The 25,977-nt window shown below is 33.1% G+C and carries 25 protein-coding genes, 1 tRNA gene and 1 other RNA gene; 7 read left to right on the top strand and 20 right to left on the bottom strand.

The features are described from left to right. Nucleotides 1–163 precede the first annotated feature (163 nt). On the top strand, nucleotides 164–1,141 hold the full coding sequence (gene mraY, locus VLB80_04175) for a phospho-N-acetylmuramoyl-pentapeptide-transferase (protein HSC25380.1): 978 nt from the start codon (nucleotides 164–166) through the stop codon (nucleotides 1,139–1,141). 16 nt (nucleotides 1,142–1,157) lie between these two features. On the opposite strand, the gene VLB80_04170 is transcribed toward mraY, so the two are convergent. From VLB80_04170 to tgt, 7 genes are all read right to left on the bottom strand, one after another. After that, nucleotides 1,158–1,472: a type II toxin-antitoxin system HicB family antitoxin gene (locus VLB80_04170; protein ID HSC25379.1), complete on the bottom strand. Its 315-nt coding sequence runs from the start codon at nucleotides 1,470–1,472 to the stop codon at nucleotides 1,158–1,160. Further along, nucleotides 1,459–1,746 carry a type II toxin-antitoxin system HicA family toxin gene (locus VLB80_04165; protein HSC25378.1) on the bottom strand — a complete coding sequence of 96 codons (288 nt, stop codon included), beginning with the start codon at nucleotides 1,744–1,746 and terminating at the stop codon, nucleotides 1,459–1,461. The genes VLB80_04170 and VLB80_04165 overlap by 14 nt, the downstream gene beginning before the upstream one ends. A gap of 105 nt (nucleotides 1,747–1,851) precedes the next feature. After that, nucleotides 1,852–2,208, bottom strand: a complete 357-nt coding sequence (locus VLB80_04160) for a hypothetical protein (GenBank protein ID HSC25377.1) — start codon at nucleotides 2,206–2,208, stop codon at nucleotides 1,852–1,854. Nucleotides 2,209–2,225: 17 nt separating this feature from the next. Next, a complete protein-coding gene (locus VLB80_04155; protein HSC25376.1) occupies nucleotides 2,226–2,591 on the bottom strand; it encodes a hypothetical protein in 366 nt (121 codons plus the stop codon). Beyond that, on the bottom strand, nucleotides 2,588–3,892 hold the full coding sequence (locus VLB80_04150) for an APC family permease (GenBank protein ID HSC25375.1): 1,305 nt from the start codon (nucleotides 3,890–3,892) through the stop codon (nucleotides 2,588–2,590). The genes VLB80_04155 and VLB80_04150 overlap by 4 nt, the downstream gene beginning before the upstream one ends. A gap of 11 nt (nucleotides 3,893–3,903) precedes the next feature. Beyond that, complete coding sequence (locus VLB80_04145) at nucleotides 3,904–4,650, bottom strand: RNA methyltransferase (GenBank protein ID HSC25374.1); 747 nt, start codon at nucleotides 4,648–4,650, stop codon at nucleotides 3,904–3,906. Between the two features lie 6 nt (nucleotides 4,651–4,656). Continuing rightward, nucleotides 4,657–5,787, bottom strand: coding sequence for a tRNA guanosine(34) transglycosylase Tgt (gene tgt, locus VLB80_04140; protein ID HSC25373.1), 1,131 nt, complete (start codon nucleotides 5,785–5,787; stop codon nucleotides 4,657–4,659). A gap of 229 nt (nucleotides 5,788–6,016) precedes the next feature. Here tgt and VLB80_04135 point away from each other — a divergent pair, with 229 nt between their 5' ends. Together VLB80_04135 and VLB80_04130 are read left to right on the top strand one after the other, a co-directional pair. Then, nucleotides 6,017–6,532: a peroxiredoxin gene (locus VLB80_04135; protein HSC25372.1), complete on the top strand. Its 516-nt coding sequence runs from the start codon at nucleotides 6,017–6,019 to the stop codon at nucleotides 6,530–6,532. After that, entirely contained in the window at nucleotides 6,519–7,445 is a 927-nt protein-coding gene (locus VLB80_04130; GenBank protein ID HSC25371.1) for a hypothetical protein, read from the top strand. The genes VLB80_04135 and VLB80_04130 overlap by 14 nt, the downstream gene beginning before the upstream one ends. Nucleotides 7,446–7,476: 31 nt before the next feature. Here VLB80_04130 and VLB80_04125 read toward each other — a convergent pair whose 3' ends face one another. The 8 genes from VLB80_04125 to VLB80_04090 all read right to left on the bottom strand — a co-directional run bounded on the left by VLB80_04125 (nucleotide 7,477) and on the right by VLB80_04090 (nucleotide 15,118). Continuing rightward, nucleotides 7,477–7,827, bottom strand: a complete 351-nt coding sequence (locus VLB80_04125; GenBank protein ID HSC25370.1) for an HPF/RaiA family ribosome-associated protein — start codon at nucleotides 7,825–7,827, stop codon at nucleotides 7,477–7,479. A 41-nt stretch (nucleotides 7,828–7,868) separates the two neighbouring features. Further along, nucleotides 7,869–9,188 carry a ribosome biogenesis GTPase Der gene (gene der, locus VLB80_04120; GenBank protein ID HSC25369.1) on the bottom strand — a complete coding sequence of 440 codons (1,320 nt, stop codon included), beginning with the start codon at nucleotides 9,186–9,188 and terminating at the stop codon, nucleotides 7,869–7,871. After that, the gene (gene dnaX, locus VLB80_04115; protein HSC25368.1) at nucleotides 9,185–10,924 is read right to left on the bottom strand and encodes a DNA polymerase III subunit gamma/tau; all 1,740 of its coding nucleotides are present in this window, start codon (nucleotides 10,922–10,924) and stop codon (nucleotides 9,185–9,187) included. Before dnaX ends, der begins: the two co-directional genes overlap by 4 nt. A gap of 54 nt (nucleotides 10,925–10,978) precedes the next feature. After that, nucleotides 10,979–11,074: signal recognition particle sRNA small type (gene ffs / locus VLB80_04110), an RNA gene on the bottom strand. Between the two features lie 144 nt (nucleotides 11,075–11,218). Beyond that, nucleotides 11,219–11,310 (bottom strand) — tRNA-Ser (locus VLB80_04105). Between the two features lie 19 nt (nucleotides 11,311–11,329). Beyond that, the gene (gene rpsB, locus VLB80_04100) at nucleotides 11,330–12,160 is read right to left on the bottom strand and encodes a 30S ribosomal protein S2 (protein ID HSC25367.1); all 831 of its coding nucleotides are present in this window, start codon (nucleotides 12,158–12,160) and stop codon (nucleotides 11,330–11,332) included. An 84-nt stretch (nucleotides 12,161–12,244) separates the two neighbouring features. Then, nucleotides 12,245–13,648 carry an Npt1/Npt2 family nucleotide transporter gene (locus VLB80_04095; GenBank protein ID HSC25366.1) on the bottom strand — a complete coding sequence of 468 codons (1,404 nt, stop codon included), beginning with the start codon at nucleotides 13,646–13,648 and terminating at the stop codon, nucleotides 12,245–12,247. Nucleotides 13,649–13,756: 108 nt separating this feature from the next. Beyond that, entirely contained in the window at nucleotides 13,757–15,118 is a 1,362-nt protein-coding gene (locus tag VLB80_04090; GenBank protein HSC25365.1) for an Npt1/Npt2 family nucleotide transporter, read from the bottom strand. A 405-nt stretch (nucleotides 15,119–15,523) separates the two neighbouring features. Here VLB80_04090 and lon point away from each other — a divergent pair, with 405 nt between their 5' ends. Both lon and VLB80_04080 read left to right on the top strand, forming a co-directional pair. Continuing rightward, the gene (gene lon / locus VLB80_04085; GenBank protein HSC25364.1) at nucleotides 15,524–17,974 is read left to right on the top strand and encodes an endopeptidase La; all 2,451 of its coding nucleotides are present in this window, start codon (nucleotides 15,524–15,526) and stop codon (nucleotides 17,972–17,974) included. A 26-nt stretch (nucleotides 17,975–18,000) separates the two neighbouring features. Then, nucleotides 18,001–18,183: a hypothetical protein gene (locus VLB80_04080; GenBank protein ID HSC25363.1), complete on the top strand. Its 183-nt coding sequence runs from the start codon at nucleotides 18,001–18,003 to the stop codon at nucleotides 18,181–18,183. 66 nt (nucleotides 18,184–18,249) lie between these two features. Here the strand turns inward: VLB80_04080 and VLB80_04075 are convergent, their stop codons facing one another. Continuing rightward, the gene (locus tag VLB80_04075; GenBank protein ID HSC25362.1) at nucleotides 18,250–18,453 is read right to left on the bottom strand and encodes a hypothetical protein; all 204 of its coding nucleotides are present in this window, start codon (nucleotides 18,451–18,453) and stop codon (nucleotides 18,250–18,252) included. Between the two features lie 2 nt (nucleotides 18,454–18,455). Beyond that, nucleotides 18,456–18,761, bottom strand: coding sequence for a hypothetical protein (locus tag VLB80_04070; GenBank protein ID HSC25361.1), 306 nt, complete (start codon nucleotides 18,759–18,761; stop codon nucleotides 18,456–18,458). A 122-nt stretch (nucleotides 18,762–18,883) separates the two neighbouring features. Between VLB80_04070 and VLB80_04065 the strand changes: the two genes are divergently transcribed. Beyond that, the gene (locus VLB80_04065; GenBank protein HSC25360.1) at nucleotides 18,884–19,846 is read left to right on the top strand and encodes a hypothetical protein; all 963 of its coding nucleotides are present in this window, start codon (nucleotides 18,884–18,886) and stop codon (nucleotides 19,844–19,846) included. 52 nt (nucleotides 19,847–19,898) lie between these two features. On the opposite strand, the gene VLB80_04060 is transcribed toward VLB80_04065, so the two are convergent. From VLB80_04060 to dnaG, 3 genes are read right to left on the bottom strand one after another with little or no spacing between them, the layout of a single operon-like run. Continuing rightward, entirely contained in the window at nucleotides 19,899–21,185 is a 1,287-nt protein-coding gene (locus VLB80_04060; protein ID HSC25359.1) for a hemolysin family protein, read from the bottom strand. A gap of 15 nt (nucleotides 21,186–21,200) precedes the next feature. Continuing rightward, nucleotides 21,201–23,180 (bottom strand): RNA polymerase sigma factor RpoD, encoded by a 1,980-nt coding sequence (gene rpoD, locus VLB80_04055; GenBank protein HSC25358.1) that lies wholly within the window; start codon nucleotides 23,178–23,180, stop codon nucleotides 21,201–21,203. A 31-nt stretch (nucleotides 23,181–23,211) separates the two neighbouring features. Continuing rightward, the gene (gene dnaG / locus VLB80_04050) at nucleotides 23,212–24,981 is read right to left on the bottom strand and encodes a DNA primase (protein ID HSC25357.1); all 1,770 of its coding nucleotides are present in this window, start codon (nucleotides 24,979–24,981) and stop codon (nucleotides 23,212–23,214) included. Between the two features lie 351 nt (nucleotides 24,982–25,332). On the opposite strand from dnaG, the gene VLB80_04045 reads away from it, so the two are divergent. Next, nucleotides 25,333–25,941: an aquaporin gene (locus VLB80_04045; protein ID HSC25356.1), complete on the top strand. Its 609-nt coding sequence runs from the start codon at nucleotides 25,333–25,335 to the stop codon at nucleotides 25,939–25,941. Nucleotides 25,942–25,977 lie beyond the last annotated feature (36 nt).

Genomic DNA, 25,977 nt, shown 5'->3' with positions numbered 1-25,977 from the left:
AACGCTTGAATTAATCGCTACTTTCATTATTATTAACCTTATATATTGTTTAGTTCTTAATTACCTATTATAGCGCATGATATACTATTTATCGTTTTATTTGAAGCATTATTGGCCATTTTTTAATGTTTTGCACTATGTAAGTGTGCGTGCAGTAGCCTCTTTGCTTAGTTCATTGCTCTTTTCGCTCTTGTTAGGGGACTTTTTTTTAGGGCTTTCTCAACGATTTTTTCGTTCTAAAGCACGAGAATACACCCCGCAAGCTCATCGTGCAAAGGATAATAAGCCAACCATGGGGGGGGTTTTAATTTTGGTCGTAGTAGTGATTAATACCTTATTATGGTGTGATATACTACGGATACAAGTATGGATTTTTCTGTTTTGCATCTTGGGATTTGGCGCAGTAGGTTTTTGGGATGATTGGAATAAAATTCGCCACCATACAGGTATTAACTCTGGAACAAAATTTAAATTACAGCTGTTAACTGCTACTAGTGTGGTATTAGCGCTAGTTTTTTGCACTTCTTTTTCAACGGAACTTATCTTTCCTTTTTTTAAGCATTTTAACCCTAACGTGGGTTATTTATTCATTCCTTGGGCAGTTTTTATTATTGTCGGCTGTAGTAATGCGGTCAACTTGACGGATGGGCTTGATGGGCTTGCTATTGGATCATTATTACCAAATTTTGCGACATTTTCATTAATCTGTTATTTTGCTGGTCATTATGGAATTGCACATTATTTACATATCCCTTTCGCTGGTTCGGCTGAAATTGCCATCATTGGAGCTATTTTGATAGGATCTTCGCTAGGTTTTTTATGGTATAATACATATCCAGCACAAATATTTATGGGTGATGTTGGATCATTGGCATTAGGAGCAGCTCTTGCGTTGATGGCAATTATGGCAAAACAGGAACTTTTACTGCCTCTCGCGGGCGGGCTTTTTGTCGTTGAAACGGTATCAGTTATTTTACAGGTCTTTTCGATACGATATTTAGGTAAGCGAATATTTAAAATGGCACCGATTCATCATCATTTTGAGCTTCTTGGGTGGCCAGAATCAAAGATCACCGCACGCTTTGGCATTATTTCCTTAGTACTGTGCTTGCTAACGATCATTACGTTAAAGTTACGTTAAAATTGTGTATTTTTTGCTATTTATATAGTTTTTGATTGATAAGGTCATTCAAACTCAGGCCTTGATTTGCTGCTTCTATAGCAAGATGAGCATGCAACGTGGGATTCATTCGTAGGTGGAGTTTTCCAGAATATGTTTTTTCTGGCTGTTCGTTACGTTCATGGCACCACGTTAAATAATCATTTATTGAATCTTGAAATGCTTTTTTGAGTTCATTAACGCTTTCTCCTTGAAAGGTAATGATATCTTTTAATCCGATGACCTCTCCATGAAATATCTTTGCTTTATCGTCATATGTTACCTCTCCAAAGTAACCTTTATATTTCATCATATTTAACTCCTGCATTTTCTAAAAATTTTCGCATGGATATAACTGCACCTTTATCAGTTTCTCTTGTCGGATGAGGACGGTGAAATACCGCCTTGATACCATTTAATGCTATGCGTACTCTTGAACCGTTTCCTTCACTGATCTCAGCTTTTAAGGCAATAAGTAATGTTTCTATCTCATTCCATCGTAAGTCTGAGGGAACAGGTCGTTTAAAAACTAAGTTCAACGTTTTACGATTGTTTTTGTTCATGGTACTTTTTTCGATTTTTATCAATTTTATGGTACCACTTGTTGGTAGTTATTGTCAATAAGAAGTATCTATTACGTTAAAAAACCCTCAAGTTTTAGCTTAAGAGTTTTTTAACGTATAAAAAATTGATTATTGCAATAAATTTTTTTCTTTTAAATATTTTATTGCCTGTGGATGTTCTTGTAGAATTATTTTTATAAGACGAGGTTTGCCTTCTCTCATGAGCATATTTAACACTGGATTTTTAATGATTTGGCTATAATCATATAATGCTGAATTAACAGCATTAATAACTTCTAGCGGATGTTGTTCTCTACCCCCTAGCTCTTGATCGATACTAGTTTTTTCAACAAAATGATCAAATCCTGTATTATTAAGACGGTTACGTAATTCTTGCTGAGATGCTAACCTTATTAAGGTATTTCCTATAGCAGATAATCCACTACATGCACCAAGTAAAAGTATAGCTAAAGATAATTTAGTCATTGCTAACCCTTATCATATTATTGTTTGTTTTGATATTCTTTCGTTACATACAAATTATGTTCTTTTAGAAACTCTAAAGCTTGTGGATATTCTTTCAGAACTATTGTTGTTATTTCTAGCCTCTCCTTATGTGTCAATCGTTTTGGTTGCCTCAAATCGATAAAATTAATAAGTAGGACGAATTCAAATAATCGGATTTCTTTATCTCCAAATTCCTTGTCAAAATGGGTTTCTTTAACAAAATCATTAAATCCCGCATCGTTAAGATGCTGACATAATTCTTGCTGCGATGGTAGCTTTATAGGACTCATAGGGTCCATATGAATAGTAGATAATACCTTAGACATAGTTACTAAAAATAAAGCTAAAAATATTTTTTTCACCGTTCACCCTTATTTGTTTTATTTGATAGTAAATATATAATGATCCCACACAATATAATGCCGCTAAACATATACAAGGGCAAGGGGTTATTGGTTTTCCACATCGCATACAATGAAGCAGATAATAAAATTGCACAATTGACCAGGCCCATGATTGGTAACAATACTGATTCTTTTTTTTGATAGAGCGTTGCAAGAAGACCAGAAATACTTAGTATATAGGTTATTGTCGCTCCAAAGGCACTAAGTTGCTGAAACGTTACTTGTTCTCCGCGAATAATAAGTATATAAAAAAGCATAATAGCACCTTGTGCAAGAACACAAACAAAAGGAATATTAAAACGGTTACGTTGCATAACAACTGTTGGGGCAATGGTATGATTAAGTTCTGCAAGTGAATAAAGATTCCACATATTTGCATAAATGACACCAAATCCAGCACTTAATGCAGATGTAGCAATTGCAAGGTGAATAAGATGTCCCAGTATATTACGTAAATAATCACTGATGCCAAGTTTACTGATTAGCAGTGGAAATGCGCCACGATAATCTGTTTGTTGTGCAAGATCGGTGCCGAGTACTCCATAAAAAAGGCCTTGATATGCCACATATAATATGATAACAATGCCATAAGAAATGAGTATTGATCGCGGTCCGTTTATTTCTGGGTTTTCTATATTACGGCTAATTGCGCAGGCTATTTCAAATCCAAGCATTGCATGAAGAACTAAAGGAATGGCTGAGGGAATTCCTGACCATAATTGGTGTAATGGCGTTAAATTTCCACCTTGTAAAAAGAAGAGCCCTGATACAATTACAAAAAAGAGAGGAAATAGTTTTAAAATCATCAACCAGCCTTGAATTTTACTTCCTGTTTTTACATTAAGCATATTGAGTGCTAGGAGTAATGCTAAAATTCCCATATCAAATAATGCTGGACTACAAAAAGTTAGCACAGGAAATGTTTTCTGCATGAGTAGCGTAAAAATATGTATAACTAATGTGGCTGATGAAAGTTTTGCGAAAAAAAAGCACCATGTGTTAATAAATCCTAATAGTGGATGTAATGATGCGCTACAGAATGAATAAAATCCCCCGCTTGGATGAAATTGCAAAAGTCTTACGAACGATAAAATAAGAGGAAGCAATAAAAGGCCAACAAGCGCATAACAAAGAGCACCCAATAATCCAGCTCGTTTTGCAAGTTCGGTGGTATTAATAAATACTCCTGAGCCAATAATGATATTGAGGTTAATAATAACTGCAGACCATAATGAAAGTTTATTTGTTTGTGTCGACATGTATATTTCCTTTAGTGTGTAGCAGCGAGATAAAGCGCAATTGATCCGGCAACAGCGGCATTGAGACTTTCAAATTTTCCGGGCATTGGCAATGTGATTTGTTCGTCACATTGTGCAACCCATTCGCTTGGTATTCCATGGCTTTCATTGCCAATAATGATTAATGCATCGCGTAAGTTAACGGTGTTTGGGCTTTTACCATCTGTTGGCAGTAGAGCACACAAGGGTATATTTTTTTTGTTGAGTAAAAGATCATGCCAGGAAATGCAAAAAATGGAAACAACACCAATAGCGCCTGCGGTTGCTTGTACTACTTTTTGATTCCATGGATCAACTGTTTCTATGCAAATAACTGTCTTTTTGTTCATTGCGGCAGCTGTTCTAATTAATGTTCCCATATTGCCAGGGTCCGTTATTTGTGCAAGGACAATCCCTGATTCTATAGTGTCAAATGATGGTTGTGGTGGAATGCGAAATGTTGCCAAAAGCCCACTAGGAGATTGAGAACTGCTTATCTTCTTCATTACTGATTCATCAACAATAATAATATGCTTATCATCAGTCAGTTGTTGTGCGTCATAAAGATACTCTTCAATGGTAAATAATGTGAGAAGTTCATTATTAGCTTTAAGTATCGTTGCAATTGTGCGGAAACCTTCCGCAATAAATTCTTGTAATTTTGAGCGATGTTTTGAGCTGTGGAGCTGCACAACATGCTTGATAATTGGATTGGCGTGAGAGTTTATTTTTCGTATCATAATATTTTATAACTCATTATGTAATATTTTTTGTCTATATGTTTTCATCAATTCTACCATAAAGTAAAGATTATGAATGGTCGCAAGTGTGTATGCGCTCAATTCTCCTGCTTTAAATAAATGGTGAAGATATGCTCGTGTAAAATTTTTACATGTGTAGCATCTGCATGTTGTATCGATTGGTTGAAAAGCAGTTTTATGTGTTGCATGACCGATTTTAACAGAACCATTAGTTGTAAAAAGAAGTCCATGGCGTGCACACCTAGTTGGATGAGAACTATCAAATGTATCAATGCCAAGCGCAATAGATGGCTCAATGGATGCTAAATCACCAATGCCAAGTAAATGATTGGGTTTATCTCGTGGCAATAATGGCATCATAAAAGTAAGCATTTCAAGCATTTCTTCTCTGTTTTTTCCCATGCTTCCACCAATTGCATGACCATCAAAAGGCAGTTTAGTTAAAAATTCACAACTCTCTTTTCGTAAGCTTTTGTTTATACCGCCATGAATAACTGAGTATATAGCTTGATTTTGTTTGTTTGTTAGATGTGCATCAAGTGATCGTTGTTCCCAGCGATGAGTGCGATGGAGCGAATTGACGAGCTTGTTATGGTCAATATGATAAGGTGGTAGCTCATCGAAAGGAATAATAATATCTGCACCCAAGTCTTTTTGTGCGGCGATAGATGTTTCTGGAGTAAGTAATACTGGTGATCCATCACGATATGATCTAAAAAGCACCCCATCTTCGGTTGTTTTAAGTATGAGATTGTTGCCTGTTTTTTGTCCACGACTTTTAAGTTCATCTTTGACGGTACCGTATGCTAGGCTAAATACCTGAAATCCTCCAGAGTCGGTGATTATTGGCATATCTCGATTAATAAAAGTGTGTAAGCCGCCTGCTCGTTTAATGATATCTGTCCCGGGTTGTAACATAAGGTGATAGGTATTGCAGAACATTAATTGCATACCAATCTCAGATACAGTAACTGAGTCAACTGCTTTAAGTGCTGCATTAGTGGCTACTCCAACAAAACTTGGCGTATCAATAATGCCGTGCGGCGTATGAATACGACCAACACGGGCAAAGGATTTTTGTGATGTGTGAATAAGTTCAAATCTAAAGTATGACATAATCTTTTTCTTATATTTGTTAATTATTATTAGTGTAACAGAAAAAAAATAAGCTTACGAATGGTAATTTTAGATTATAGAATTACTAGATTTGCATTTTATTTTTTGATTCTTGCACAAATGTCGCAAAAGTTATTATTCTATGGTTAAAATATAATTTCTTTTTTTATTACCTTTAGTTACACTACGTTTAAAATATTTAGTTTCTCCTTTTAAAGAAAGACCTACGATGAAAATATTATTATTACTAATTTTAGTTTTCTTTATTTCACTACAATGCATATATTCAACCACCTCGCTTAAAATAGGCGATAAAGCACCTGATTTTGCTCTTATTGATCAACAGGGCGAGACGATCAAACTTACTGATTTTAAAGGAAAAAGAGTAGCGCTTTATTTTTATCCAAAGGACGACACTCCAGGATGTAGACAACAAGCATGTAGCATTCGGGATGGGTTTGAGTTACTTAAAAAAAATGGTATCGTTGTTCTGGGTTTAAGTAAAGGGTCAATGGTAAGTAAACAAAAGTTTATTGAAAAGCAACATCTTCCATTCCCCTTACTTATTGCTACTAATAATACTCTCAAAGCATATGGTGTAAATACAGGATTATTTCAACTTTATTTACCTAAAAGATGGACATTTCTTATTGATGAAAATGGAATAATTATAGCGATTATCAAAGATGTTGATACAAAAAATCACGCACAACAAATACTCAATGGGTTCAATGTATTTAAATAAAACAATAATTATTGCATTATTAACATTTTTTCAAATAAACTTTGCACAATCTAATTTAGAGCTTATTACCTGTACAATACAGGACATAAATGATTACACAAAAGAAATGATCATTACATTTATGATTCCTGATAAAGACTATATTTATAGAGATTTTATTAATTGTTCAGTAGATGATCCATCAATTGTTTTATCAATATGGAAGTCAAACAAAGAGGCGACATCGCATTATGATCCATCATTCAAAGCAACCAAATTCATTTTTAATGAAAATTTTACCCTTTCTATAACAATAACAGCGCAAAAGCAAACAAATCATGCGGTGCATCTTTATTGCAGTTATTATCGAAAATCGGAAAAAAAAATAAATTATATATCTTTTCCATTATTATTCCCCATAGCAGAACCGAATAAAGAAGAAATTGATAGCACAACTGAAACAAGAGAAAATAATATAGTGTTGCAGGGAAAAAAAAACAAGAAAAATTACCTTGATAGTTATATTTCAGCAGCGCAGTACTTTGCTTATACATTGATTATATTGTTACGAAATGATCATAAAAAGTACTTTCTGCTCATTGTTTTCTTTATTCTTACATTATTATACTTTTCCTACCTTTTTAAAAATGAATTAGAAAAACAAATCAAAATAAAAGAATTAATTGAAACCATTCTTTTACTATCTGCTACAGCAATTATCTTGTATATAGTGCTTTATATGTATGCAATAAATACACCATTTATTTCTATGACAATAGGATGTATTTGTTTGTTTTATATAGGATTTATGTATATTACAAAAAGCACGAAGGTTCTATCAAAGAATATTCGCACTTTTTGTAATATACTGAGCATACTGTGTTTTTATGGTGCATTATTGTGTTTATTTAAAATAATTCAATGTGCTGATTAACAGTTTCATTTATTATAATATTTATTATACATTATCTTTGCTTTTTGACTTCTTCATGACGACCACGCATCTTTTCTTCATCATGGTTTCTTCTTTTTTTTTCATGTAATTCGCGGTACATAACGTCAATGACACGATCCAGGGTATCATAAAAATTCATTCCTTCATGTTCATATGATGAATTTAAATCATATTCGGCGCTTTTAACATGCAATTCAACACGATGATGTTCATGAACATGGCTGGGCTCGAAATATAAATTAATAAAAACAGGCCCACGATCATTTTCAAGAAATTTAATTACTTTCTCAAGTTGATCATTTGCATAAGCTTCCATCACATCAGAATGATCCATATTGCGAAAAACAATACGTGTATTCATAAGACTACTCCTTATTAGAGAAAAAAGGACCAATAAATATATTATCGTGAGCGTACAATAAATTTAATAGGTACACTACGTAAATCATATTCTTGCCGTAAAACCTTTTCATAATAAGCAAGTTGCGATTGTCCAAACCACATTGGCACATTTACATGTAATACTATCGTAATTGGTGCAGTACTAATTTGATGCGCAGAATAAAAGGCTAAAAGGTTTTTATTATGATATAAGGGTCGTCTTATGGAAGCGTCTTTAAACAACTGTGTCAACTCGTTTTGATTAAATTGGCGGGAATGACGTTCCCATAATTCTTTAATAGCAGGTAAAATTTTTCCAAGATTTTTTCCTGTTTTACAAGAAATGTGAAGCGTTACTATTTTTTTCATTAAAAAATCATACTCAGAAAGCGCGTGATCAAACCGTGTTTTTATGCCTTCATCAATAAGATCTGATTTATTAAATAAAATCATTAATGCTTTATGTTGGCTATCAAATGCATAAAATGCAAGTTTTAATTCTTGATCAACAACACTTTCAGCACTTCCATCAATTAATAACAAAACAATATCTGAATTTTTTAATGCTTGCATAGTCGATTGCACCATCATACCTTCAAGCGGTTCAGTTACCGAACGCATTCTTCGCACGCCGGGCGTATCGGATAGCTGTATATCTTCTTGATAAAATGTAACACGTTCAACAAGCGCTTCACGCGTCGTTCCCGGTTCTGGCGATACAATGGATCGTTCCTTTTGCAATAATAAATTCATTAATGATGATTTCCCAACATTCGGTTTGCCCAATAACATTACCTTATATGCAGGGTCTTCAACATCGATTACTACTGACTCGGGCAAATATTTAATAATTAATTCTAATAAATCAATAATGTTTTTGCCATGTGCAGCAGAAATAAAGCAAGCCTTAGAAAAGCCAAGACTTTCAAAATCATACATATTTTCAATAGCACTATTACTATCTGCTTTATTAACCACCAAAATAACTACTTTGCCATGCTTATGTAATAAATGCGCGATTTCACGATCTTCAGTAACCAATCCGCACTTACCGTCAACAACAAAGAGAATAATTTCTGCTGATTCTATCATAGATAGTGCAATAGTTCGTGATTGACTTAAAATAGGATCTTGAGTCTTTCGTAAGCTAATTCCGCCCGTATCAACTAGCTCAAAGCTTCGCCCTTGCCAAGCAATAGTATCACTCAAAAAATCACGCGTTACTCCTTCAAGATCAAGCGTGATTGCTTTTATATTTTCAGACAAACGATTAAATAATGTAGATTTACCTACATTAGTACGACCAACAATAACAACCTTAGGCTGTTTTATTTTTTTCATTGATTTTCACGCATTTCGGTAATAACTCCAGGAAAATGACATAATAATGTGGATGCCAATTTCCATGTATCTTCATCAGAAACATCCATGTGCAATGCGTCAGCAGGTATTATTTTAGTAGATGCTTTGTGCATACTATAACGCTTAACGTTGTTGCTATACGGTTGTTCTTGAATTGACGGTTGAGCAGATTGTTTTTTGTCATATACATCATTTTTTTGTTTTTTACTTATTTCAACTTTTTGTGTACCAGTAAATTGTACATTTAAAACTGCCTGCGAAGTAAAACATTCTCGCAATAATGGCTGCCATAACAATTGACTATTATCAAGCCATTCTTTAAAAAGTATAAAATCTTTTGGTAATTCAATTATTACAGAATAGGTATCAAGCATATAAGAAACAAGTCGGGCTTGTTTAAAAATTGAACAACCCAATGGATCATTTAGTAGTACGATTTTTGCAACAAAATTTAACCATTTCTGTTCATGAGTAATAGTGTTAGTATTATGATGTAGGATAACATCATCCTTTTTATTGTCTAATTCGCTAATCGATGAATTTTCATGAGAAGTGATTATTGTTGAAAGAGGTGCAGATCCATTATCATCACCAGTTTTTTTTTTATTTTTTTTATATGTGTAACACAAATTTAATAAAATTATTTCTAAAAAAACATGTTGTTGTGTTGTTTTGAGAAATAATTCTTCATGCGTGTATAAATCTTCAATCATTTGATGAAGATTACCGATAGGGTATAACAAAGCATTTTCTTCTAGCATTTGCATTGAAGATATCGATTCATGTGGCGTAACACCATGCTTTATCCACAATAATGCGCGTAATAATACTACCATACGTTGCCAAATAAATTCAGCTTTATGTTTATCGATATTTAATGAATGCAACAATTGCACGAGCTCTACGGCTGATCCGCACATAATACATATAATTAAATTGATTATATGCTGATCGTCAATATGTCCTAACAACAAAAGAACTGTTTCTTTGCTGATAATAGAGCTTGAGAATCGCACTTGTTCTAATAAATTTAATGCATCACGCGCTGATCCTTCAGTATGGCGTACGATAATGTCTAATGCATCATCTGTATATATAATTCTTTCATTTTTACAAATAGTCTGTAAATGAGCTTTAAGTGAATTATGCTCTATCGGCATAAAAAACACTTGAAAGCAACGAGAACGCACTGTATCAATAATTTTATGAGGGTTTGTTGTTGCTAAAATAAATAATGCTGTTGCCGGGGGCTCTTCTAAAATTTTTAAAGCGGCATTAAATGCTGCCTTACTAAGCATATGAGCTTCATCAATTAAGTAAACACGCTTGTGCCCCATTAAAGGAATCAATAATGATGATTCAATAATACTACGAATATTATCAACACCAGTATGCGAAGCCGCATCAACTTCAATAAAATCAGGATGATTACCTTCACGCATGGCACTACATGACTCACAAGTCAAACAAGGTACAGATGAATTTTTTGGCTTTTTTTGAAATAACGATAATGCATAACAATTAACAGCAGCAGCAAAAATACGAGCTGTTGAAGTTTTTCCACAACCTCGCTGACCAGCAAATAAATAAACAGGAAAATAGTGACCTAAATAAAGACTATTTTTTAGGATCCGTATAGCAAGATCTTGTCCGATAACTTGATCGAAGCTTTGTGATCGCCATTTTCTACTTAAATTTAATACAACAGCACTCATCCAGTTTTTACCTTTTTACAATACTATGTATCTAAATGTTTTTTATTAAAAAATAAAAATGGGAAAGTATCTACAAGAAAACAATGCATTCTGCTGCTTCTTTTCAGATCTGACAGGTTGTGCAGTTTTTTCTTTATCCACTTTCCCATTATTTTTAACCCTATTTTTAGTACATAGGGATTATATACTTAAAAAATAATCTATTAAATTATGCCTTATAAATAATAAAATATCAAATTTTAATAAAAAATCTTATAAATTTTGTACCAATATAAATATAGCTTTATTATTAAATGGTGGAGAGAGAGGGATTCGAACCCTCGATACCCCTTTCGAAGTATACATGATTTCCAATCATGCTCCTTCAACCACTCAGACACCTCTCCTTAAAAGCACAATATTTTTTTATTCACCTTGCGCATCGAGTTGTTGCAAAGCAATTTCAACTTCGCCTAAAGGCTCTTCTTCAATTGCAGGTACTTGTTCTTTGGTAGCAACGCCACTTTTTTTAGCAACGGGTTGTGCATTTTTTGATTTTTGCGCAGCAATATCTCTACCACGAGTAATTGCATCAGCAAAATAACCTAATAATAAATTAATTGATTGAGGAGAGTCATCGTTTGCTGGGACAACTAAATCAACTAATGATGGGTCTGAGTTGGTATCAACAATGCCTATTACCGGAATGCCCATTAAAACAGCTTCTTTAACCGCTGATTGTTCTTTAGTCACATCAACAACGACGAGGGCGCCTACTGGCAATGCCAGTTTTCTGATTCCGCCAACTGTTTTATCAAGTTTATCAGCAATCTTTTTATATAAATTAAGTTCTTTTTTTGTATAAAAAGGGTTTGATTCTGCTTTAATTAAAATATCTTCATAATGAAGTAGTTTTGTTAACGATTTTTTTACTTGGCTAAAATTAAGAAGTGTTCCACCTAACCATCGATGATTTACATAAGGTTGGTTGAGCTTAGTGGCTATATCTTGAATAGATTTAGATGCAGCTTTTTTAGTTCCAACCCATAGAACCGTTTTTCCTTCAGCAGAAATTGTTTCTAAAAATTTTTCTGCGTCATTGAGGCCTTTAGCGGTCTTAGCAACATTAAGAAGATGAACTCCATTTTTATAACCCCAAATATATTGTTCCATCTTAGGGCACCAGCGAGATTTTTGATGGCCGAAATGAACACCCGCTTTTATTAATTCTCCAAATAATTCTTTAAGATCTCTCATCCAAATATCCTTTATACTTTTAATTCATCCATTCATTGAAAGTGTACCAAAATAGAAAAATAATGCAATGTATACAGTGTTGTTTTAATTATTTTTTTTTGCTCCAATAACTTCATTATTAGTAATTGCTTGTTCAAAGCGACGTCCTAAGAGGAATGCAACGATAAACCATAGCCCAATAATAACAGCAAAAAAGAATGAATGAACTGACAGTATTAATGAACCACCCATTTTAGATGCGAAAACATTAAACATTGAGCCTGTAGTTTTAGCGAATTTACTTCCGAATGCATCAATCCATGATTTTGACTTAAATTTAATTTCTTTGATCGTTGGCAAATATAAACTCTCTCTAACGGGAGCAAGGAACGCATAATTTAAGGCAGTGAACACAACAAATGCATTTCTTAAGGATTCCGGAGATGTTTCGAATATAAGATAAAAAAGAATTCCACCCATGGAAAATGGAATCAATACTAGGCAAATACGCGTTCCCAGGCAGGAAAGTAATGCTTGCGTACCAATTAATGAAATCATAAAACCAACTAAATGAGCTTTAAATGCTATTTCAAATAACACTTTGGAAACATCAGAAATTGATCCGGCACCAGCTTCAGCAACGCCAAGCCGTAAATAACCAAGAACTGTTGAAACAATTTCATAAAAAAAGACCATTCCAAAGATTCCAAGTACATAGGGATGTTTTACAAACATTTCAAGACCTGCAAACATGCTTGGCTTGGAAACAATAACATTTTCATTTTTTTGTTTTTCAAGCTGATATGCTGCCTCATATCCATGCAATAAATGCCCGGGAACAGTTCTAATGAATAGTATGGCAACAATGGGAACGAGTGCTAAAAACAATGTAGAGATGATTAAAATAATTTGATGTGCTACAACATGAGTCAAATAAGGATGCATAGCTTGTGAACTTAATCCAAAAATATACCATGCTGATGCGGCCGCAACCATTCCACCAAATTTTGATCCAGCAACCATGTAACCATAATTTTTTTTAGCTTCAGCGGGGCTATTAACTGAATTGGCTAAAGCCCAAAAAACACTTACAACAAATGGCGAATAACCTTCAACAAAGAAATAAAATAACCACCCAAATAGTCGGGTTGGATGTGCATCCGTATTAAGAATGCCAATAGTAGGATGTCCTATGTAATATGCAAAAATAAGATTTGCAATGCCAAAGAGAATACTATAAAAAATAAGTAATTGATATCGGCGGATTCTATCAACTAAACGTGAATAGAAAAAAATTGCGGGAACAAGCATGAGCATCGAAATAACTTTTACCCATGGTATATATTCCTTGCCAACGACTCCCAAAAAAATAGAACTTTTTAAATCACGCGTTATAGTATACGCACCAACAACGAGAAAATAAAGAAATGATAAAAAGAATAACTTCATCCGTTCTTGTGGCTCAATATCAAACAGCCCACGTAACATCTGTTTAATTGTAGATCCCATGCTAACCAAAACCTTCCTATTCAACTTCGGGGTGTTTTTACCAAAAAAGCCTTCTAAAGATCAATTAGAAGGCTTTTTTAAATTATTAACTATTCATATAGAGAAGCATTAACATACGATGCGTTTTTCTTTTATTGCTTTGTCGTATGTTTTGGCAATGTATATCGCAACAAAAAGCCATACACCAACAAGACCAAAAGAAATCAATGAACTGAACATTAAAAAGCGTGCGACACCATCAATAGCACCTTGATGCGCAACCAATGGCGCACGGAATGTATTGATGTAGGATCCACTTCCTTTAGATAAACGCCCACCAAACATTTCAATCCAAGCTTGCGCCTTGTATTTGGTGTCTTTTGAAGTTGGTATATATAGTTGTTTTAATGTTGGTTGGTTTAATGCATAATTGACTGCTTTTGAAAATACCATGATCCAAAAGCCAATTATCAAGGATTGTGGGTTAAGTTTAATTAAAACTACAGCTGCCGTTGTCAAAATAGGGAGCATTAATAATGAAGCTTTCATGCCTAAAACACGCTGTATGCTATTAATACCAAATAATACGCATAATGTTGAAACAACACCAGTCATTGTGGCATAAGAAGCTAAGTATGCACCTACTTCAAGTTCATTGGTAAAAGCAGTTGATACGCTCATTTTAAAATGGAAATCTAATACGGTTACAATTACTTCATAAATGGTAATAATTAAGAAAAGCCCAAGTAAATAGCCACGAGTTACCAATAGCTTAAGCCCTTCAAAAAAACCTGGCTCGCTTTCAATTTCAGATTCCTCACCTTCTGCACGATATCCACGTAACTGACTAGCAGGAGTAACATGCATGAACACCCAAAACATGAAACCGATGAAAAACAAAAGACATGCTAGTACGCCAACAACAGGCGCACTATTAGAGAAGCCTAGTTTTTTCGCATTTAATAAATATGGTCCAACCATATTACCAATTTGTCCAAATAGCGCTACAAGAGGAAATCCTCGTTTTGCTGATTCTGGAGAGGTAATATCAGTAACAATAGCCCAGAAAAGAGCTACCATTAACGAACCAAAAGATTCTACCCAAATATACCATAACCAGCCTAAAATACGCGTAGGGCTTTTAATAGTATTTGCAAGTCCAATAGAAGGATCTGAGAAACAAAAAAACATAATAAGAGCTATCGCACCATAAAGGCCTGTTAAAAAATAAAAAACTTTATGTCGTGGAAATGTGTCAACAAGCTTACTATAAAGGATAACTATAGGAAAAATAATAACGAGAGAAAGAATTTTAGCCCAAGGTTGCCATTCCATACCAATCATTGCATTAAAAATACTATCTTTCATTGGACGTAATGCCCAATAAATTGCGATAATTCCACAAAAAATAAGTGCAAGAATACCGAATTTTTTCAATTCTTCCTTGCTCTCAAAATTTCCCCAAAGCATTGTCGCAAGACGTTTTAACATTCGAGCATCCCTTCAAAAATAAAAATATTGTTACAATAAAAAACTTACCTTTACCACACAAATCTACCAAAGGATTAATGATTTGTAAAAATTATCTTATTTAATTTACAAAAAAATAGCTTTTTCAACTGAATCTTCATTTTTCTGACACTAATGTCGTTCCATTGGTCTTACTGCTATATAGTAATATCTTTTTTCTGCAGCAAAATAAAAAAATGGTAAATATATACTAAAATAGAACTTTTTAGACGCCCTACTAGATATTTCAATTAGAAACATCATTTTCATTGACAAAAAGTAGTAATAATTTATTCTAAGTAAGAGACATTATTACTTAATTAAAAAGAAAAGTTTGAATGTTTTGATAATCTAACCACCGCATTATAACATCAATGGAGCTATTATATGAAAAAAATAAAAAATAAATTCATACAAAATACGCAAGAATTCATACAAAATACACAAGAAATGGAAGCAAGCTCTCTTCCGCTTCTACCTCTTAAGAATATAGCTATACTGCCTAAAAGTATTATTCCTGTTATTGTTGGCCGTGATATCTCTATTAAAGCAGTGGAACATGCATTAAAAACTAATCGCATGCTTTTCATTTCGGCACAAAAAGATGCTACAACAGAAACTCCAACTAAAGATGATGTATTTACCTATGGAACTCGTTCGGTCATATTGCAGGTTATGCGTATGCCTAATGGGCCATTAAAAATACTTGCTGAGGGACTTTGTAGAGCGAAAGTAATTCATTATCATGACCATGAAGATGGTTTTATGAATGTTCATTATGAAGATTTACCAACACCGAACCTAAAACTTACCGTCGAACTTGAAGCAACATGGCGTGAGACTCTTCAGTTATATACAACGTATTCAACGTTAAATGAAAAGATTCCATCTGATCTTATTGCCAATGTAAAAACAGTGCAAGATATGGATTATATGGTTGATACCATTACTGCTCATATCGACAATTTATCACTTCAAAATAGACAAGACATTGTTGAATTACCCGATCTTAATTCACGCATGTTTAAATTATGTTCTTTTTTGGAAAAAGAAATTGACATTCTACAGACAGAACAGCGAATTCGCGGACAGATTCAAACGCAGGTTGATAAAAATCAGCGCGAATATTATTTACATGAGCAAATGAAAGCGATTCAAAAAGAACTTGGGCGTGAAGATCAATCAGAAGAAATTGTTTCCTTACGTCAAAAAATTAAAACTTTCGGGCTATCAAAGGAAGCTAAGCAAAAAGTTGAAAGTGAATTAAAGCGACTCGAACAAATGCCTCCACTTTCATCAGAAGCTGTTGTCAGTAGAAATTATATTGATTGGATTGTGTCATTACCATGGCAAAAGGTAAGCAAAGATACCATTAATATCGCACAGGCAGAAAATATTTTAGATAAAAATCATGCAGGACTTAAAAAGCCAAAAGAGCGTATTATTGAATTTATTGCAGCAAAAAAATTCTCTAAAAACTTATATCGTTCACCAGTTATTTGCCTTGTTGGCCCTCCTGGAGTTGGTAAAACTTCATTAGCGCGCTCTATTGCAGAAAGCATGGGACGTGAATTTATCCGCATATCATTGGGTGGTATACGTGATGAAGCTGAAATTCGTGGTCATAGGCGTACGTATATCGGTGCATTGCCCGGGAAAATTATCCAAGCAATGAAAAAAGCAAACGTGCTTAATCCGATAATTTTACTTGATGAAATTGATAAAATGTCACGCGATATGCATGGAGATCCTGCAGCAGCATTACTTGAGGTTCTTGATCCAGAGCAAAATAAAAACTTTATAGATCATTTTCTTGATACTGGATATGATTTGTCGCAAGTTATGTTCATTGCAACAGCAAATATGATGGATCAAATTCCCTATCCTTTGTATGATCGTCTTGAGATCGTACATATTTCTGGTTACTCAGAACATGAAAAACTTGCTATTGCAAATCAATTCCTTATTCCAAAGAGCTTAAAAGAGCATAATCTTACCAAAAAGCAGTTTATAATTTCTGATGAAATTATTTTATCAATTATTGATGAATACACCAAAGAAGCTGGCGTGCGTCAACTTGAACGTATTATCACAAAATTAATGCGTAAAACAATTCAGTTGATTTTAAAAAATGAAAAAATTAAAACCTACACTGTTACAAAAAGCACTATTATTGAATGGCTTGGAAATTCTATCCATAAAAAAACAAGTATAAGTAAAAAAGCAGAGCGTATAGGCCTTGCAACTGGTCTCGCTTGGACTGAGGTTGGTGGTGATGTGTTAGAAATTGAAACCTCAGTGTTAGCTGGAAAAGGCGGCCTTACACTTACTGGTCAGCTTGGTGAGGTTATGCAAGAATCTGCTCAAGCTGCGATGAGCTATATTAGATCTCGTGCAAAAGACTTAGGGTTAAAAACCAATTTTTATTCAACAAACGATATTCACGTACATATTCCAGAAGGTGCTACACCAAAAGATGGTCCCTCTGCAGGAATTACTATTTGTACAGCGTTAGTCTCTGCGTTAACCAATAATTCAACTAAACAAAATCTTGCAATGACGGGTGAAATTACTTTACAAGGTAGAATTCTTTCGATTGGTGGACTTAAAGAAAAAATTCTTGCGGCAAAACAACATAGTTGCACAACAGTTATTGTACCGTTAGAGAATTATGATGATATACAAGACATCAAAAAGGAGATGTCTCTTGATGACATCACCATAACTTTTGTTAACAATATGGATGAAGTGCTTAAAAATGTATTTATAAAAGATCCTTTTGATAAAAAAATACAACCGGTTAAAAAAAGCTCTATTAAAAAAAATAAAACATTATAAACATTATTCATGTTAAGGAATTCACAATGGTCAATAAATATCTTTCTTCACTATTTTGTATTATTACTCTGACGCTTACTCCTGCATGCTGCAAACGTCAGAAAAAGAATATTAACCACAAGGATGCCAAAGTAACTATTGAAGTTGATAATACAATTTTTGAAATAAAAGATATCGATGAAGTAAAAAAATCAATTAATAAGTTTTAAGCTTACTTAATAGGTGAATAAGCTTAAAACTTATTATTTCATAGGTGTCGCTCTCATGCAGATTATTTATTTACTTTTTGAATGGTTGCGACGCCAATTTTCGCCATGTGCCCATGACATACATCTGGTTATATAATAGCTTCCATGAGACATATTTTTGCATTTTTTTGAATTATAAAAATTTTGTAAGTACTGCTTAATTTTTATCGGTAGGTGTTTTGAATTTTCTTGTTCAGAATGATCATGTGGTTCATGATTATGCAATTTCATAATTACTTCCTTTCTAGTGCTAATTTTTCTTTCTTATGTTCTAGTTCCAATTGAGCTTTCTTATATCGTAGATCTTCTTGTTTTTTTGTTGCCTGATTGGATGCATCTGCTATTAACTCTGAACGTTTTTTTGTTATTTTTTGCTGCTTGTGTTGTATTTGTGCGGCCTTTTCTTGATATTTCAAATCAAGCTCTTGTTTATCGATATTTTCTGGCGTTATTTGTTGTTTCCAACTACCCCAATAACAAAAAGTTGTTCCAACACACAATAAACCTACTGTTAATGCGCAAATTTTATGCGTATCCATGATAAAACCTTTTTATTTTTATCTTATTTTATTGAATTCCTATCTTTAACTTTATCTAACTAAATCCTTTAAAATCAATAGTTTTATTATGTTTTTTTTAAAAAACAAGTATACTCAAGAATATGAAAAAGATAGCACAATGGTATCGATCTCTTTTAAAGAACATACAATTGCAGTTATTTATATCATTTGTTTCTTTACCATTTTTAATTCAGTGGGGATTGCCGATCTCCATGTTGACACCCATAAGTACGTTAATTTTTGGTCCATTTTTAACCTGTTTTTTACTAATTTCATCATTAGTTTTCTTTTTGGAACTTTTTTGTTTGCCAAATATGCCTTTAATATGGTGCCTTGAGCGCGCTACTACACTATGGCTTATGTGTCTTGAGTTAGAACAAAAAAGTTGGCTCATTGGCTTTATAAAGCCTCCACTAATAATTCTCTGCATGATTCCATGTATGGCACTTGTAATAGTACATAATAAAAAAGTTGCTACGGTATTACAACGTATAACTCTATTGATAACATTTCTTATTATAAGCTGTATTTTACTTAAACTATTTCCATTGTACAAAAATAATAAGATTGAGAAGATTAAATGTAATAATGGTGAAATAACCCTAATAACTCATGATGCAACTCTTACTATGATTGACCCAGCTTTTATTGCATCACGACCATCATATGAGTCGTTTATCTCATACACGCTTATTCCAGAAATTATACAAAGAACAGGTAATACTCATATTGATCATCTTGTTGTTTTTAAATTCAACAAACGGATCATTGATGCCTTACAATTTCTTAGCTCAAAAATAGTTATAAAAAATATCTATTTACCTTCATGGAACGGAAAGATACCATCATTCACATGGCGATCATATGCGCATCTTAAAAAAACTTTAGCTAGTAATAATGGAAAAATAGTACCGATATCATTTAGAAAACAACTCTCCATTGATCAATCTTGTATTCTTTTTATTGAACCTAATATATCAACAAAAAGAATATCTTATTATGATGCTACATATCAAAAATTATGTGTGAACGGGATAATTAATAATGAACTTTTTATTCTATAAATTGATGTCTTTCAATGCTATAAAAAAGTATTATTATTAAAGATTTAACTACCTATCTTTTTTGTATATGGACAAATTGAACGTGAATAGCTGTTGCTTTTTGAACTTGAAACAGAAAGTTGTTATAGATAATTTCTTCATCTTTTTGTGGTACATGACGAAAAAGCTCTGTTAAAAAGCCTGCAAGAGATACTGCACCTTCAGTAACGAAGGTAATGCCTAGAAATTTACCAAGGTCACGCAACGTGATAGTTGCATCAACTAACCATTCATCTTCACCCATTGGCATTATTTTACCAATCGTAGATTCATGTTCATCACTAATTTCACCGATAATTTCTTCAATAAGATCTTCAAGTGTAACAAGTCCGGTAAGAATACCATGCGCATCAGTTACCATAGCAATATGCAACTGTTTTTCACGAAATTTTCCTAAAAGCTCAAAAACTGTGATATTTTCGGGAACGAACATAATGGGGCGAACAATATTTTGTACAATCTTATTTTCTTTTTTTGCTAGCATGATAAAAAGATCTTTTTGATGAACCATTCCAATAATATTATTAGGTGTGTTTTCATAAACGGGGATACGCGTATATGAGTGTTGTGTAAAAAATCCAAATATTTCGTCTATAGCTGTATGTACATCAAGAGATATTATTTTTGCGCCAGGAGTCATTACTTCTGCGATTGGAGTATTTCCGATCTGAAAAACATTTTGTAACATTTCTCTTTTTTCGAGCTCAAGAAGTCCTTTTTCATGAATATAATTAATTAAAAATTGAATTTCTCTTTCTGATGAGATCCATTGAGATGAATTTTCCAGGGCTGCTTCACCTCCTACCTTGTACATGACATAATCAGAGAATTTTACCAAAACAATTACGAAGGGGTAAAGGGTATAATAAATACAATTAATAAGCCATAAAATTGATTTAAATGCTTGCTCACTACGAATTTTTGCGAAATTTTTTGGTAAAATTTCTCCAAAAACAACAATGCCCAGAGAAGCAAATGTAATTCCAAACGTAAAGCCAATACTGCTTGAAAAACCAATATGAGTGAAAATTGTACTCATTATAAATGTTGCAAGTGACGCAGCTGTTACATCAACAAAGCTATTAGCAACAATAACAGTTATAAGTACTCGCTGCGGAGCTTTTTCTAACGTTTGTAAGAGTGAAAGATATTGTGTTGTTGTATGAGCAAGCTCTTTTAGCCTAAAAAGGCGTAACGCTGTAATACTCGTTTCTAAAAACGATAAAGTTGCACGTAATATAAGCGTAATACATAACAAAATAGAAGGGATAATTAGTTGACTAAGCTGATATGGTTCCATATACCAACACTTTCTTTATTCACCATCATTATTTTTTGTATCATTTTTCAAACTATCTTCATTTAGATCATTATCGTCGTAATCGTCATTATCATCATCATCATCATCATCGTCGTCATCATCGCTGTCATCATCAAAATCACCCTTATCATCTAGTTCCTTTTCAAAAAAGGCAAGCAGCCTTTTACTGCGTGAAGGATGACGTAATTTTTTTAATGCTTTTACCTCAATTTGTCTAATTCGTTCGCGAGTAACAGAAAAATCTTTGCCAACTTCTTCGAGTGTATGTTCAGAGGCAACATCAATGCCAAATCGCATTTTAAGCACCTTTTCTTCTCGGGGAGTGAGTGTTTTTAACACTTCACGAACGCGATCTTTTAGATCTGAATTGGCAACTGTTTCAGCAGGTGAAGATTCTTTGTCATTTTCAATAAAATCTTTAATATAAGCATCTTCACTATCCCCTACAGGCGTTTCGAGGGATATCGGCTCTTTAGAAATCTTAATGATATTTTTAATTTTTTTCTCATCAAGATTAAGCTCTTTTGCTAATTCGGCATAGGTAGGCTCACGTCCATTTTCTTGTATAAATGTACGTTTAATTTTATTGATCTTGTTAAGAGTTTCAACCATATGAACAGGAACACGAATAGTACGAGATTGATCTGCAATAGCTCGCGTAATAGCTTGACGAATCCACCATGTTGCATAGGTAGAAAACTTGTAACCACGTTCAAATTCAAACTTTTCTACCGCCTTCATAAGGCCAATGTTACCCTCTTGGATAAGATCCAAAAAGTGTAATCCGCGATTAACGTACTTTTTAGCAATATTAACTACAAGACGTAAATTTGCTTTAGCAAGGTTGTCTTTTGCAATTTTATCTTGTTTTTGATTGATAATTAGTTGGTTATAATAACTCAAAATAAGTGGCTTTGGTAAGCCTATCTCGACTTCAAGTTTTTTAAGTGTTTTTGAAGCGGCACGCATTGAAGATTTAATTTCTTCTATTTCAATCATTTCTGCTGGTGTAGGTGATTCAATAGAGGTATATGCGGCCAACTGATTAAGGGATTCTTGCGCAATAATCTCTTTTTCATTGAATTTAGTGATATATTTTTCAATTTTTTTGCAAAATTTTCTAATAAGTTTATTAGAAAATTTTATGGTACGTATTGTCGCAGCAATATTTTCTTTATTTGCTTTAACAGCATCAAGCATCTCTTTTTTCTTTTTTGGATCAGAAAGTTTGCTGCGATATGAATGGTAAATTTTTTCTTCGTTGTTAATAAGATCACTGATATCTGTTATTGTTTTTAATAAAGCATGTTTTTCTTCTTCAATTTTGGGAATATTATCTTCATCAAATTCAGAAAATTGAATAAAATCTTTTAAATTTAGAATGTTTTTTTCAAGTTTTTCACCCATAAGAACAAATTCTTTATGAAGAAATGGAAAACGTGAAATTGCTTCGATGCTATCATTTTTGCTTTTAGAAATTTGATCAGCAATTGTTGTTTCTGTTTTTTTATTGAGAAGAGGTATCTTGCCAATGTCGCGTAAATATGATTTTACACTATCAGCGACGCTTGATTCAGTTTCCCGTTTAATTTCGCTTTCTTCTTCATCCTCTTCAGCTTCCTCTTCTTCTACTTCTTCGAATTCCCCTGATTCAAGGCCATATGTTTCAAGTTTTGTTTTAAGTTTTAATCGAGAGGGTTCGATTTCCTCAAGCTCATCTTTTTTAAGATTATCACTTTCGAGTTCTTCTTGGGTAACAAATTCAACATTTTCTTTCTCAAGAATACGTAAAATATCAGTTACTTCTGTATCGGTGACGTTATTTTTATCACTAAATGCGATAAGCTCTTCATAGCTTACTAATCCATTAAGTTTGCATTTTTCAATAAACTCTTCAATGATTTCTTTATGCAAATCAATGTTTGTAACTACTTTTTTTATATTTTTTTTAACGATTGGTTTAGCTTTAGTCATTGTTTTATCCCCTATGTTTTATTATATGTTGTTAGAGGTTATCTTGATGCGGTGATGAAATGAGCTTATTTTGTAAGTTTATTAAATCATGTAAAATAAGCGATACTTTATCAACATTACCTTCCTGTTTTGCTTGCATTAACTGTATTTTTATATCACGCACAATAACTTTCCACTGTTTTTTTTGTAATTGCTCAAGAAGTTTATCAAATGCATTATTATCCATGATCTCATTCTCTTCAAGAAGCAATTTGCTAACATAATGTTTTTCATGCTCATCAAGTGTATCAAAAAAAATACTAAAGGTAACTATTTCAGATTTTTCTTGAGTTGCCCTTAGTTTTGCTAAGATATCTCTTAATGGAGATGGTAAATAATGTATCAATCTTAGCCTACTTTCTCCATTAAATAGCTTCATATTATTTATTATAGCACAAAAGATTCGTTTTTCTAGTAATGGAAGAGGATTGCTTATAATAGTGACATTTGATTGAGCAGCATTGTTCTGTACTGTACTTTGCTGGCTATTTAATCGGATAAGCTCTTCCTTTAAGGCATTAAAAGATATATCAAATGCAACTGCAGCTTTTTGGAGTAAAATATCTTTTTTTAATGAATCGGTAATTCCGGTAATAACTTGCAAAAACGAGCGTGTTGTTTGAATTTTTTGATGTAATGATTTATTACTGAAATTATTACCTAAAGTATCTATAAAAAAAATAAAAATATCTTGTGCGCCATGAATAAGTTCCTGAAAATCGCCTTTTTTAGTAATAAATGAAGCAGGGTCTTCATTGGGAGGTAAAAGAATTACCTTAAGTTCAAGGTTTACGTGCCAACAAAGCTCAGTAAGTCGTAATATCGCTTGTTTTCCTGCTGTATCATTATCGTATACAACAAAGATATGCTCGGCATAGCGTGCGAGTTGTTTAAGATGTTCGATGGTACACGCAGTGCCTAATGTTGCCACGGTATTGGCAATACCTTGCTGAATCATCGCCATACAATCTGTATATCCTTCGACAAGAAAAATTTTGCCTGTTTCCTGGATGCTTTTTTTTGCTTTATCAAGATTAAAGAGCAATGATCCTTTAATAAAATATTCATTTTCACGAGAGTTATAATATTTCGGCCGCGTATCTTGTTCCTTAAATATACGTCCACCAAAACCACAAAAGTTACCAAGAGCATTTTTAATAGGAAAAATTAATCGCTCTTCAAAAGGCGAATATAATGTGGTGCGTCCTTCAATTAAAATATTAGCTTCGATAAGATCGCGCGCCAATATTGATTGCCGTTTCATGGTGTATAATAAATCGCTAATACTTGTATTACCACTTGGAAAATAGCCAAGCGTAAAATAATCAAATGCGCTTTGTTCAAAGCCACGTTGTAGAAAATATGACTGAGCAGATGAATTTTTGAGTAATTGTTCATGGCACCATAACGCAAGAGCCCGACAAATGGAGAAATAGTTTTGTTTATTATCATTATGTTTTTCAGAAAATTCAAAAGATAGGCTTTGAGGAAGGTTGATATTGTGTTTTTCTGCAAGTAATTTTGCAGCATCTTTCTGTGAACAATTTTCAATTTTTGCAATAAATGAAATCACATCACCTGACAAGTGACAGCCAAAACAATAAAAAATGTTTTTATCGGGACTTACCGTAAAAGAAGCTGTTTTTTCATGATGAAAAGGGCAGGTTCCTTTATGATAACCGCCAGCTTTTTTGAGTGTGACATATTCATTAATAACATCAAGAATAGAAACGCGTTCTTTAATAAAACTAAATAAATTCATAATTTTTGTGCCATATAAGAATGATTATAAACACTATATATATTTAGTTTAGCTGATAGATTTTGTTGTGCAATAAACATTTTCATTTGGATTACGTATGTTTTTAAAGGATTTAAGTTGGCCGTGTCTTATGGAGTGACAGTAAACTGATGCATGATTAGATCTTTTTTAAAAATAAGCCGATTTTAATTTCCAGATTAGAGCAATCTATTGTTGTTGTTCTTTAAGTTTTCATTTCCAATATACCTTGATGTTTTCATCAAAAACTTGCATATTTCTACTGTTCTGTTATTAATCGAAAGAATTATTTAAGCGTATTGATAGATAATAAAATATAAGGATGGGGTTTATATGAAGCAGTATGTAATGGAGTTTCTTGGTACATTTTTTGTAACTATAGCTATAAGTCTCATTGGTAATCCAATTGCAATAGGGCTTATGTTGATGGCAATGATTTATGTTGGTGGGCATATTTCTGGTGCGCACTATAATCCGGCAATTAGTTTTGCCTGTTTTGTCCAAAATAGATTACAACTTACTGAAATGGGAATGTATATTGCTGCTCAGTTACTTGGTGCAACTGCGGCATTATGTTTTTTTATGATGATTACTAATAATAGTTTTATTTTAGATATGGTACCCGGAAGTTCTGTTGTCGGCCCGATGTCAATTGAACTTTTGTTAGTATTGGTATTATGTTGGGTATATTTAACCATGAATGTCACTAATCGTTATAAGGATACAGCGATTTCTGGAATTGTAATAGGTTTAACGCTAATGGCAATAGCATCTATTGGAAGTATTTTTAATCCAGCAGTTGCGGCTGCATCAGTGTTATGTAACATCATACAAGAGGGATCATTTAATGATTTTTCAAGTTTAATTGTATATATTGTCGGACCTTTAGTTGGAGGACTTGGTGGATCAGTTATATTTAATTATTTTAAGTCTGAGCTATAAATTCTATTGTGAGATATTAAAAAGTATTAAAATTAC

The organism is Candidatus Babeliales bacterium (assembly GCA_035455925.1).
In the GTDB taxonomy this organism is placed as follows: Bacteria; Babelota; Babeliae; order Babelales; family Vermiphilaceae; genus SOIL31.
This window is presented reverse-complemented; position numbering and strand designations above follow the sequence as displayed.

Excerpts from the sequence above, each read along its gene's own strand:
- VLB80_04065 (HSC25360.1), top strand. The coding sequence starts at position 18,884 with ATGAAAAAGATAGCACAATGGTATCGATCTCTTTTAAAGAACATACAA.
- VLB80_04080 (HSC25363.1), top strand. The coding sequence starts at position 18,001 with ATGGTCAATAAATATCTTTCTTCACTATTTTGTATTATTACTCTGACG.
- VLB80_04045 (HSC25356.1), top strand. The coding sequence starts at position 25,333 with ATGAAGCAGTATGTAATGGAGTTTCTTGGTACATTTTTTGTAACTATA.
- VLB80_04075 (HSC25362.1), bottom strand. The coding sequence starts at position 18,453 with ATGAAATTGCATAATCATGAACCACATGATCATTCTGAACAAGAAAAT.
- VLB80_04160 (HSC25377.1), bottom strand. The coding sequence starts at position 2,208 with ATGACTAAATTATCTTTAGCTATACTTTTACTTGGTGCATGTAGTGGA.
- rpoD (HSC25358.1), bottom strand. The coding sequence starts at position 23,180 with ATGACTAAAGCTAAACCAATCGTTAAAAAAAATATAAAAAAAGTAGTT.
- dnaX (HSC25368.1), bottom strand. The coding sequence starts at position 10,924 with ATGAGTGCTGTTGTATTAAATTTAAGTAGAAAATGGCGATCACAAAGC.
- der (HSC25369.1), bottom strand. The coding sequence starts at position 9,188 with ATGAAAAAAATAAAACAGCCTAAGGTTGTTATTGTTGGTCGTACTAAT.
- VLB80_04060 (HSC25359.1), bottom strand. The coding sequence starts at position 21,185 with ATGGAACCATATCAGCTTAGTCAACTAATTATCCCTTCTATTTTGTTA.
- tgt (HSC25373.1), bottom strand. The coding sequence starts at position 5,787 with ATGTCATACTTTAGATTTGAACTTATTCACACATCACAAAAATCCTTT.
- VLB80_04070 (HSC25361.1), bottom strand. The coding sequence starts at position 18,761 with ATGGATACGCATAAAATTTGCGCATTAACAGTAGGTTTATTGTGTGTT.
- dnaG (HSC25357.1), bottom strand. The coding sequence starts at position 24,981 with ATGAATTTATTTAGTTTTATTAAAGAACGCGTTTCTATTCTTGATGTT.
- lon (HSC25364.1), top strand. The coding sequence starts at position 15,524 with ATGAAAAAAATAAAAAATAAATTCATACAAAATACGCAAGAATTCATA.
- VLB80_04145 (HSC25374.1), bottom strand. The coding sequence starts at position 4,650 with ATGATACGAAAAATAAACTCTCACGCCAATCCAATTATCAAGCATGTT.
- VLB80_04095 (HSC25366.1), bottom strand. The coding sequence starts at position 13,648 with ATGGGATCTACAATTAAACAGATGTTACGTGGGCTGTTTGATATTGAG.
- VLB80_04150 (HSC25375.1), bottom strand. The coding sequence starts at position 3,892 with ATGTCGACACAAACAAATAAACTTTCATTATGGTCTGCAGTTATTATT.
- VLB80_04170 (HSC25379.1), bottom strand. The coding sequence starts at position 1,472 with ATGATGAAATATAAAGGTTACTTTGGAGAGGTAACATATGACGATAAA.
- VLB80_04125 (HSC25370.1), bottom strand. The coding sequence starts at position 7,827 with ATGAATACACGTATTGTTTTTCGCAATATGGATCATTCTGATGTGATG.
- VLB80_04090 (HSC25365.1), bottom strand. The coding sequence starts at position 15,118 with ATGTTAAAACGTCTTGCGACAATGCTTTGGGGAAATTTTGAGAGCAAG.
- rpsB (HSC25367.1), bottom strand. The coding sequence starts at position 12,160 with ATGAGAGATCTTAAAGAATTATTTGGAGAATTAATAAAAGCGGGTGTT.
- VLB80_04135 (HSC25372.1), top strand. The coding sequence starts at position 6,017 with ATGAAAATATTATTATTACTAATTTTAGTTTTCTTTATTTCACTACAA.
- VLB80_04130 (HSC25371.1), top strand. The coding sequence starts at position 6,519 with ATGTATTTAAATAAAACAATAATTATTGCATTATTAACATTTTTTCAA.